This is a genomic window from Mucilaginibacter sp. A5337, from assembly GCF_059690695.1.
The window spans coordinates 1-12,578 of sequence record NZ_JCAWEC010000009.1 but is presented as its reverse complement, the minus strand read 5'-3'; the positions used below and the strand labels follow the sequence as shown (position 1 = coordinate 12,578).

The following is a 12,578-nucleotide window of genomic DNA, read 5'->3' as shown; positions in this document are numbered from 1 at the left end:
GCATGTCAGGGCTTCAGTTTCCGTTGCATCCCGCACAGCGCGAGATTTACATTAATCAGCTTTTAAATATGGATAGTCCGCAATATAATATTGGGGCTTATATCATATTGAAAGGAGATTTGGACGTGGAGAAAATTCATGAAGCCGTAGGCTCGCTCCCTCAAACGTTTGATGCGTTTAAAATGAGGTTTGATTCAAAGTCGCCGGAGCTTGTTTACCAATTGGACAGTGACTTTAGCCATGCAGAATTAGTTGAAGCCGATTTCAGTAACCAAACCGATCCGCAGGCAGAAGCGATAGTATGGATGCGCCATATCTTTGGTACGCCGTTCAGACTTGAAAATGATGTTATACCTTTTGAACATTATTTGCTGAAAATTGCCGGTGATGAACATTGGCTTTTATTAAAATATCACCATTTAATTATTGACGGCTATGGCTTTATCGTAAGCATCCGGTACCTGTCACAAAAATATGAATCGCTCATTAAAGGGCAGCCACTTATCTTAAATGCACCGTCATATTGCGCAGAAACGGCGCGTGCCAATAACTACTATCACACGGATAGCTATAAAAAAGACGGAGATTACTGGAAAAATAAAATTGGTACTAAGCCCGAAAAATTGCTTTCCAAAAGGTATCCTCAATATAATGCAGCGGGGAAGTTTAGCACTACTTATAACATCGATATTACGGATAATCAAAAAATACAGTTAGATCATGTTCAGCTTGTTTGTAATGCCAGCTTACAGCAACTTACCATTGCGGCATTGCTGATCTACTTTGGAAAAATTACTCCGTTAACTGATTTCATAATAGGTGCCCCGGTTCACAAACGCGGATCAAGGCAGCAAAGAAATACGGTAGGGGTTTTTACCGGTGCATTGCCGTTTAAAGGGAGCTACAATGCCGGCCAAACTATAAGTGAATTGCTTGGTGAAATTGTCAACACTCAAAAACAGAATTATCGGCGCTACAATTACCAGGTTGAAGATTTGGCAAGGGCCCTTAAGATGAACCAGGCGACAGACAGTTTGTATGATGTAGTTGTAAACTATGAGCCATTTGATTTTGATTTGAATTTTGGCGGGGCATTGAAATCAGATCTTATCCGCCTAAGCAATGAAAGTGAGCGTACACCTTTGCAGTTATGCTGGCGCGATTATTATAAACAGGAGCGCTTACAACTGCAAATCCAGTTTTGTTATGAGTATTTTACTCTGGAAGAAATTGAACTTTTAGGCGAACGTATTTTTCATATCATCATCCAATTTCCGGAGTTTCTTAATAAAAGCGTTGAAGGTATAGATATTTTACCGGTAAGAGAACATGATCTGCTATCTGTATTCAGTACTTCTGATCAGGAACTGGATGAAGACATTGCCCGGCATACATCGATAGTTACAGCCTTTGAAAACCAGGTAACCTTAAGAGGTGAAGCTGATGCATTGATTTTTGAAGAAGAGGTTTTAAGTTATCATGAGCTTAACACCCGATCAAACAAAATAGCAAACTACCTGAAAGGGTTAGGAGTAGGAAAAGAAACGCTGGTTGCAGTTTGCATTGAGCGAAGCATTGATATGATAGCGGGCATTCTGGGGATCCTGAAGGCCGGCGCAGCTTATGTGCCAATTGATATCGACTATCCTATAGAGCGGATTAGCTATATTCTCAATGATACAGGCGCGAAGGTCATCCTGAGCAGCAAAACATGCAGCCTTAAGTTGCTTGATCTGGACGCAATGATTGTTGAACTGGATAACGAAGCGTTAATAGATGTTCAAAGCAGCGAAAATTTAAATACCATTACAAACCAAAATCAGCTTGCTTATGTGATGTACACCTCCGGCTCAACCGGGAAACCCAAAGGGGTGATGATAGCGCATGGTGGAGTGGTAAATCTTGCTGCCAATCAAGCCGTAGCGTTAAAGTTAGCACCTGGCATGCGCACATTGCAGTTTGCATCTATTGGTTTTGATGCTTCCTGCTACGAGATTTTTAATACCTTGCTAAGCGGAGGTTGCTTGGTTTTGTGCCCAAAAGAAGCCTTATTATCCGCCGAAGATTTTAAGAAACTCCTTGATAAGCAAAAGATAGAATTGGCAGTAATCCCGCCATCATTTCAGGAGGCCATAGCAGATACTCTTGGAACCGTTAAAACAATAGTTTCTGCAGGCGAGCCTTTAAACGAAGCTGTTGGAAGACCTATACAATCGCAGGGCGTAAGGCTGATCAATGCTTATGGCCCAACCGAAAATACTGTATGTGCTACGTTAACCGATGAGCCCATCCGGGCTGATAGAATTATAACGATTGGAAGCCCAATTGCTAACACGCAGATCCATATCAGAAGCGCATCAGGAGAATTAAGCCCGATCGGTGTACCGGGCGAGATCTGTATTGGCGGCGTTCAGCTGGCAAGAGGTTATTTGAACCAACCGAAATTAACTGAAGAGAAATTTATCACAAACCCGTATAGTGAAGATCTTAAAGCAAAGTTGTACAAAACGGGCGACCAGGGCCGATGGCTACCGGACGGTAACATCGAATACATGGGCAGGATAGACGACCAGGCAAAGATCCGCGGCTACCGGATTGAACCGGGCGAGATAGAGCAGGTATTGCTGCAACACGCAAACGTAAGGCAGGCTATAGTATTGGCCCGTACTGATATACAGGGATCAAAACGGCTTACCGCTTACGTTGTAATGAACGAAGCCGCTTACGATAAACAGGAATTGCAAAATTATTTAAGCGAGAAGCTCCCGGAATACATGGTGCCAAGGCTATGGGTAAGACTTGACAGTTTGCCGCTAACCCCGAACGGGAAAACGGATAAAAGGGCGCTTCCGGAAGCAGAAGCAAGTAATGAAGATCGCTATATCGCACCAGAGACCTCCACAGAGAAACAATTGGCAAAAATCTGGGAAGAGCTGTTGGGCGTAGAAAAAATAGGTACAAAAGATAATTTCTTTGAACTGGGGGGCCATTCGCTGTTGGCCATGCGGGTGATCTCGCAGGTAAGAAGGGATTTGAATAAGGAATTAAAAATCCATGCCCTATTTGCTTCTCCAAATATTACCGATTTAGCCAAACAATTGGAAGGGGGAACCGCAACAGCAGGAAGCACAATAAAAAGCGGAAATCCGCGACCTGAATATATCCCGCTGTCATACAGCCAGGAAAGGTTATGGTTTATTGACAGACTGGAAGGTAGCGTACAATATCATATTCCTGCTATATTGAAATTGGAAGGTGAGGTGAATCCCGCAGCCCTTGAAAAAGCGTTGAAGGAAATAGTAGAGCGCCACGAGGTATTGCGTACGGTGATCAGGGAACACGAAGGACAAGGCTATCAGCATGTAAACGAAAATAACTGGGTATTAAAACAAAGCCAGGCTAATAAATCGGAATTAAAAAGTTACATCAGCAAAGAAACAGCAAGACCTTTCGATCTATCGCAGGAGGATATGCTGCGTGCCGAGCTAATCGAAATACAGGAAAACGAATACGTTCTATTGCTGGTATTACACCATATTGCGGCCGATGGCTGGTCAATGTCTATACTTGTATCTGAGTTTAGCAAACTTTACAACAGTTTCATTACTAATGAAGCGCCTGGACTAAAAAGTCTGGAAATTCAATATGCAGATTATGCGATCTGGCAAAGAAAATACCCGGATGCTGAAAAACTGCAAAGCAAGCTCAGCTATTGGGAAGAAAAGTTGGCTGGAACCGCTATCCTTGAACTGCCAACGGATCACATGCGCCGGGCAGTTCAAAGCAGCAGAGGAGCGGCACATGAATTTACAATAGGCAAACAACAGGCAGAACAATTACAGAAGCTTGGCCTTGAACAGGGGGTAACATTGTACATGACCTTACTGGCGATATTTAAAGTGCTGTTGTACCGCTACAGCGGGCAGGAAGACATCTGCGTGGGTACCCCGGTAGCCAATCGTGACAGGGAAGAAATAGCAAATCTGATCGGTTTTTTTGTAAACACGCTGGCACTAAGGACGAACTTAAAGGGCGATGAAGCATTTACAGAACTGCTAAGCAATGTAAAACAAACCACACTTGAAGCATACGGCCACCAGGATGTGCCGTTTGAAAAAATAGTAGAGACTGTAATAAAAGAAAGGGACTTGAGCAGGAGCCCGCTTTTTCAGGTGATGTTCGTGCTGCAGAACACCGGAAGCACACTTGATCTGGAACTGGGAAGCATCAAAACCACTATAGAACGGGTCGGTGATTATTTAAGCAAATACGACCTAACCTACAATGCAGAGGAAATAAAAGAAGGGATCAGATTTATAGTAGAATATAATGCCGATTTGTATGAGGCCGAAACCATTGCAAGGATGGCAGGCCATTATGCAGAGCTGATTACGTCGGTAATCAGCGCTCCCCAAACAACCATTAACAAGCTGCAATTGTTGAGCCGGGAAGAAGAGCTGCAATTACGATTATTTAATGAAACAACGGCGGCATATCCAAAGGAATCAAACATTATCAGCCTGTTCGAAACGCAGGCAGCAGAAACACCGGAAGCCACGGCAATCATATTCGGAGATGAAAAGCTAAACTATCAAAACCTTAATGAGCAATCAAACAGGATAGCACATTACTTAAAAACACAGGGCGCAGGCAAAGAAACACTGATAGCGATTTGCATAGAACGCTGTATTGATATGATGGCTGGCATTCTTGGCATATTAAAGGCAGGAGCAGCTTATGTTCCTGTGGATATTGATTACCCTCAAGAGCGGATCAGCTATATCCTTGAAGATATTAAAGCAACAATTGTACTCTGCAGCAGTACCCGCAAACTGGTATTGAAAGATCAGGATATCAACGTTGTAATGCTTGACGATAACCAGGAAATATCAAGCCAAAGCAGCAGCAATTTAAACAGCGTTATCTCGCCAAACCAACTGGCCTATATCATGTATACCTCCGGCTCAACCGGTAAGCCTAAAGGCGTAATGGTTGAGCACGGCAACGTGGTAAGCCTTGTGAAAAACGCGGGTTATTTTGAAGCTAATCATAAGGATACATTACTGGTAACAGGTTCACCATCATTTGATGCAACTACTTTTGAATATTGGAGCATGTTGCTCAATGGCGGCAAATTGATCCTCTGGGATGATAAAGACCTTTTCAATAGTGCGACACTTAAAAAGCTTATAGAGCAGCACAAAGTAACTACAATGTGGTTTACTTCAAGCTGGTTCAATCAGCTCGCCGATGATGCACCCGAAGTATTAAAGGGATTAAATACGGTATTAGTGGGCGGTGAAAAACTTTCTGCTCCGCATATTAAAAAAATCAGGTCAACATACCCGGATTTAAAGCTTATTAACGGGTATGGTCCTACTGAAAATACCACTTTTTCATTAACTTATCCCATAACTGAAGTTGATAAAGATGGAATAATCCCTATAGGTAAACCATTAAATAACCGCAAAGCCTACATCCTTGATTCGGCGCAACAGCTAAACCCTGTTGGCGTATTTGGAGAGGTGTGGCTGGGTGGAGCCGGCGTATCGCGAGGTTATTTAAACCAGCCCGAACTTACCAGCCAAAAATTTATCAAAGACCCTTTTTGTCACGACGCCAATACAATGATGTATAAAACAGGCGACATTGGCAGGTGGCTCGCAGACGGAAATATTGAATACAAGGGTAGGGTTGATGACCAGGTTAAAATTAGGGGCTATCGCGTTGAACCAGGTGAGATAGCAAATGTATTGTTAAAAAGTGATTTGGTGAACCAGGCAGTTGTATTGGCCAGCTCCGATAAAAAAGGTGTTAACCGCCTAACGGGATATATAGTTGCAGACAGCCCATGCGATAAGCAAAAATTACAGGACTATCTGCTTAAGCAGATGCCGGATTATATGGTACCGCGTTTATGGGTACAAATGGAAAGCTTCCCGCTTACGGCAAACGGAAAAATAGATAGACGCGCATTGCCTGAAGCTGAACTATCGGCATCATCAGTGCAAAGTTATGTAGCTGCAAGCAATGAAATAGAAAAGCAATTAATAAAAATCTGGCAGGAGTTGCTGGGTGTAAATCCAATAGGTATCTACGATAATTTTTTTGAACTGGGCGGTCATTCGGTATTGGCTATGCGCGTTGTTCATTACATAGAAAAGGAACTGTCAATAGCTATACCTATTAGCACCCTGTTTCAGTTCGCCTCTATTAGCGAATTAAGTAAATACATAACTGTTCGTAATAGTAATAAACAAACCAATCAAACATCATCATTTACCATAGTTGATATATAAGCAGAAAAACCTGACCCTGTTCCCTTTAATCTTCGTTTTTCAAAAAAAGTAGTACATGAAAGAACTGTTTACTAAAGCTATCAATATTTTGTACCTGGCCGAACAAAATGATGTGAAAATCATATTGAACGGAGATCGTCTGCAACTTCAGATCCCTGAAAATGCAACTGTCGATCCGTTGCTTATCGACGAAATCAGGGAGAATAAAGAGGCGATAATTACTTTTTTAAAACAGGATAATTGGAACGTAAAAACAAATATTGAAGGGGTTGGTAAGATAACATCTTTCGATAGAGACGCAGTTGTAAATATCCCCGTATCATTTAGTCAGGAGCGTTTATGGTTTATTGACCGTTTGCAGGGCAGTTTGCAATATCATTTATCCGAAGTGCTTTTACTGAAAGGGCATTTGGATGTGGAAGCACTGGAAAATACTTTTAAAACGATTGTTAACCGTCATGAAGTGCTTCGCACTGTGATTCGGGAAAAGGACGGAGAGGCTTATCAGGAAATAAAAGCTGTTGACGGCTGGCACTTAGGGCGTGAATTGTCAGGCAGGTACATTGGCGGTTCCGAACAATTAAAAGAGCAGATCAACGCGCTTATTGAAAAGCCTTTTGACCTTGCCGCCGATGATATGCTTCGTGCCGATGTGATTGCGCTTGAAAACGGAACGCATGTGCTGATCATAACTATGCACCACATTGCCGGAGACGCATGGTCGATGCCCATCCTGGTAAAGGAAATAGCGACTTTGTACGAGGCATATTCAAAAAATAAAACACTTGAGCTGCCGGAATTACCACTGCAATTTGCCGATTTTGCCCTCTGGCAACGTAATCCGCTGCAAGAGCAGAAAATTGAAAATCAGCTGGAGTATTGGAAGCAAAAGCTTGCAGATGTTGAACCTTTGCAATTGCCGGCAGATAGTACCAGGTCGGCAGGTGTGGTTGTAAATGGAGCTACATTAACATTCAATACTGGTAATGACCTCACAGCGGCATTACATAAATTAAGCCAGCGAAACGGGGCAACATTGTATATGACCCTGCTCGCCGCTTTCAAGGTATTGCTTTACCGGTACAGCGGACGGGAAGATATTTGTGTTGGTACCTCAATAGCTGGCCGCCCGCAACAGGAGCTGGAGCAATTGATCGGGTTCTTTGTAAATACGCTTGCACTTCGTGATCAGGTGGATGGCAATGCTACGTTTAACCAGCTGCTGGCGCAGGTAAAGCAAACTGTACTTGATGCCTTTACTTACCAGGATGTACCATTTGAGCGGGTTGTGGAAGCAACGGTAAAAGAACGGGAAGCCGGCGTTAGTCCGCTGTTTCAGGTAATGCTCGTTTTGGGTAATACCCCTGAGATACCTGCCATAACCCTTGGCGATCTGGAATTGTCAAGTTATGGTATAGAACATAAGACAGTAAAGTTCGATCTTACTTTTTTTGTAACAGAAACAAAGTATGGCTTAAAATGGGCTATACAATACAATACCGATCTGTACAACACAGCGCGTATCAGGCGCATGATTAAACATTTCGAAACCTTGCTGATTTCAATCGTATCAAACCCCGATACGGAGATCGACAAACTTAGGTTGTTAAGCCGCAAAGAAGAACTATGGCTCGTAAAAAACGGACGTAGCCATTGTGCATACATCGCCAATGAAACCATTATTGAACTGTTTTTGGCGCAGGCACTGCAAAATCCCGATAAGCAGGCAGTAGTTTTTGAAGGCCGGGCGTTAACCTACCGCGAATTACATGTGCGCTCTAATCAACTTGCACACCACCTGCAACGCTACGGTGTAAAGACAGATGTATTAGTACCGGTTTATATGGAGCGTGGTTTAGAAATGATCATGGCTATTTTGGGAATTCTTAAATCAGGAGGCGCATATGTGCCGGTAGATACAGATTTCCCGGATGACCGGGTAAAACACATTCTGGATGATACACGGGCCGGAATTATTGTGAGTAGCAGCAAGTTTGCAGATCGCGCGGCTGCTATAACTGAGTACCAAAAGGTGCTGGAGTTGGATAACATGGAATGGGAGCTTTCCATCGAACCGAAAAGTGATCCCGAAATATTCCCGTCATCCAGCCATTTAGCTTATGTAATTTATACCTCCGGCTCTACAGGCAAACCTAAGGGCGTTCTGATCGACCATGACAGTCTGCTTGATTATGTATACGGTTTAAATGAGCGCACAGGTATCAGCGAATGTGAAACCTTCGGCCTGATGTCGACAATCGCAACAGACCTTGGCAATACCGTATTGTTCAGCTCGTTGGCTTACGGTGGTACACTGCATGTTTTCTCCAAAGAAACAGTAAGCAATGTTCATCAGATTCATCATTATTTTGATCAGCACCGGATTGATTGTATTAAAATCGTTCCATCACATTGGAAAGCCCTTTCGCCCGAAACGGATGCTCCGTTATTACCTGCTAAACTGCTCATCTTCGGTGGGGAAACCCTGCCTAAAGAAGCTGTAACCCGCATAGCCCGTTACAGCAATTGCCGGGTTGTTAACCATTACGGCCCTACCGAAACTACTATTGGTAAATTATTATACGAGGCAACCGATCAATTAATTGAAGGCTCCCGTATCCCTGTTGGTCGCCCGTTTTCAAATACCATCGTTTATGTTTTGGGTAAAGCAATGGAGCGTTGCCCGATTGGCATTCCCGGCGAACTTTACATAGGTGGCCGCGGGCTTGCACAAGGATATCATCGCCTCCCTAAATTAACCAAAGAAAAGTTTATTGCCGATCCCTATCGCAGGGAAGGGGCACGCATTTACCGTACCGGTGACCGCGTGGTTATGCGCGCCGATGGTAATATAGAATATTTGGGCCGCATGGACGATCAGGTAAAAATAAGAGGCTATAGGGTAGAGCCGGGTGAAATTGCCCTTGTGCTTGAGCATAGCAAATTTGTAAGCCACGCCGCAGTGTTAGCCATTGACGATAAACTGGGAAATAAACAACTGGTAGCTTATATTGTACCATCGGCCAAATTTGACCCTGTTGGTTTAAATATCTATCTGAAGGCGCATTTGCCCGATTATATGTTGCCTTCGCACCTTATCCAGCTTTCGGCTATCCCATTAACCGCTAACGGCAAGATAGATCGTAAAGCCTTACCTCATCCTGAAAAGCAAGTGGTTGGTAGTGCATATACGGCCCCCCGTAATGAGGCTGAAATCAAGCTTTCCGAAATCTGGCAAAATATTTTGGAGATAGATAAAATCGGGATCAATGATAACTTTTTTGAACTTGGAGGCCACTCTTTATTAGCTGTAAAGTTGATAGCCGAGGTCAGAAAGGCCTTTGAACAAGACCTTTCTATCGGCGAAGTGTTTGATTATCCAACAATCGGTTCCTTGTCTTCGCGCTTAGGTCGTGCGGAGCAAAATACATCAACTCGGATCATTGCGCAACCGCGTCCCGAACGTATTCCTCTTTCTTATAGCCAGGAACGCCTCTGGTTTATTGACCGGATGAATGGCAGTGTACAATACCATGTACCGGCGGTATTTAATTTATCAGGTAAGTTAGATATTGATGCGCTCCAAAATACGTTTCGCGAAATTGTGAACCGTCATGAAGTATTGCGTACAGTTATTGTTGAACACGATGGACAAGGATATCAGTACGTAAAACCCGGGAATGCCTGGGCTTTAAAACAAACCGAAGCGAAGTATTATGAAGATCAGAATTTATCGCTTGGGCAATATATTAACCTGCAGATAGCACAGGCATTTGATTTATCGCAGGATGACCTGTTGCGTGCTGAAATAATAAAAGTTAGTGAAAATGAGTTTACGCTTATTTTAACCATGCACCATATTGCGTCGGATGGTTCTTCATCGGCAATACTGGCAAAAGAATGGCTTGAATTATATAGTGCTTTTTCAAATAACAGAAAGCCTGTACTACCTGTAATAACTATACAGTACCCTGACTATGCCATTTGGCAAAGAGCTACGTTACAAGGAGACTTACTGGCTTCGAAGCTAGCTTACTGGCAGCGGAAATTAGCCGGCGTTTCCACGCTTCAATTACCTGCCGACCGTCGGCGCCCGGCAGAACAGAGCACTAACGGAGCTTTATATGAGTTTGAGATAAGTAAGGAAGTTACGGGCAAGCTGCACACGTTGAGCGTGCAAAACGGTGTTTCTCTTTACATGACATTGCTATCTTCATTCAATGTTTTATTATATCGTTACAGCGGGCAGGAAGATATCTGTGTAGGCAGCCCGATAGCAAATCGTAACCAGGCGGAAATTGCAGAACTGATAGGCTTTTTTGTTAACACATTAGCTATACGGAGCCAGTTGGATGGCGATATGTCATTTACAGCGCTTCTGGCACAGGTAAAGCAAACCATGCTCGAAGCCTATGAGCAGCAGGATGTACCATTTGAAAAAGTGGTTGAAGTCGTGGTGAAGGATAGGGATCTGAGCAGAAGCCCACTGTTTCAGGTTATGTTTGTATTACAGAACACAGCCCGTATACCTGAGCTACAACTTGGCGATTTAACGCTGCAGCAAACACATGAGGCACATCATACCGCCAAATTTGATATCACATTGTTTATCATCGAATCGGAGAACGGCTTGCGCGCCGGGCTTGAATACAATACCGATATCTATGACGAGGCAACGATCGATCGTATGGCTGGCCATTACAATCAATTGCTTAGCGCGATAGTTGATACTCCATATGAATCTGTTGGTCGTTTGAAGATGATTGGCGAAGCTGAAAGTGATCAGCTTAAAACATTTAACGCCACAGAAGTTGAATATGCCGGAAACGGGAGTGTTATCAGTTTGTTTGAAGGGCAGGCTGCAGAGAATCCTGATGCAATAGCACTTGTATTTGACGGCGAAGAACTGAGTTATGGTGTTTTAAATGAACGCTCAAATCAATTAGCCTGGTATCTGCAAAAGCAGGGTGTTACTAATGAAACCCTTGTGCCTGTATGTATAGAACGCGGCTTGGGAATGATCGTTGCTATTCTCGGTATTCTGAAAGCAGGCGGCGTTTATGTGCCGGTAGATCCTGATTTCCCGCAGGATAGGATCGATTATATGATAGCCGATACCGGTGCATCCGTGTTGGTGAGCAGCAGACAAAGCCGCAAACGAATTTTAAATTCAGTGACTGTAATTGAGTTAGATGGAAAACACGAAGAGGATATAGCTAATGAAAGCAAAACGAACCTTGATGTAAGCATCATTGATAAACAGTTGATTTATATCCTGTATACTTCGGGCTCAACGGGGAAACCTAAAGGCGTGATGATGCCGGAGCGAAGTATGTTCAATTTGTTAAACTGGCAGGGAACGCAGTTTAAAAATAAAAACCGCAGGGTTTTACAGTTTGCAGCTTACACGTTTGACGTAAGTTTCCAGGAGATATTCTCAACCCTTTGCTTTGGAAATACGCTTTGCCTTATTGACGGCGACACCCGCCGTGATATGGATGCCTTGATTGACCATATTGTTAAGTATGAGCTAACACATTTGTTCTTACCTGTGGTTGTGCTCCAAAATTTAGCGGAACAGATTATTGCCGATCCGGATTTTTCATTTTTGGTTGAAGAAATCATTGTGGCCGGAGAGCAATTGAAAATCACAGATGAAGTAAGGGCTTTGATCAGGAATGTTGGAGTAAAAGTGATTAATCAGTATGGCCCTACAGAAGCACATGTGGTAAGTAGTTATACTGTTGATAATTTAGATGTCTCTGTATTGCCACCCATCGGCGCGCCAGTATCAAACACGCAGCTCCATATCAGAAGTAAGTCAGGTGGTTTAAGCCCAATTGGCGTACCGGGTGAGATTTGTATCGGCGGTGTACAGGTGGCCAGGGGCTATCTGAACCAGCCGGAGCTGACAAAGGAAAAGTTTATCGCAGACCCTTACAGTGAAGACCTCAACGCAAAGTTGTACAGGACTGGAGACCAGGGCAGATGGCTGCCGGATGGTAACATCGAATACCTGGGGAGGATAGACGACCAGGTAAAGATCAGGGGTTATAGGATAGAGCCGGGCGAGATAGAACAGGTGCTGCTGCAACAGGAAAACGTAAGGCAGGCCGTGGTGCTGGCCCGTGCAGATAAGCAAGGCACAAAAAGACTGACTGCTTATGTGGTGATGGATGAAGCGGCCTATGATAAACAGGAACTTCAAAACTATTTGCGCGAAAGGCTACCGGAATACATGGTGCCAGGGCTGTGGGTAAGACTGGACAGCCTGCCGCT

General features: G+C 43.7%; 2 protein-coding genes. Both read left to right on the top strand.

Annotated elements, in window-relative coordinates; all coding sequences use genetic code 11:
- Positions 1–2: 2 nt before the first annotated feature.
- Positions 3–6,299, top strand: coding sequence for an amino acid adenylation domain-containing protein (locus tag AC59JO_RS25590; protein WP_497309055.1), 6,297 nt, complete (start codon positions 3–5; stop codon positions 6,297–6,299).
- Positions 6,300–6,354: 55 nt separating this feature from the next.
- On the top strand, positions 6,355–12,578 hold a 6,224-nt coding region (locus tag AC59JO_RS25585; protein ID WP_497309053.1), incomplete at its 3' end, for an amino acid adenylation domain-containing protein.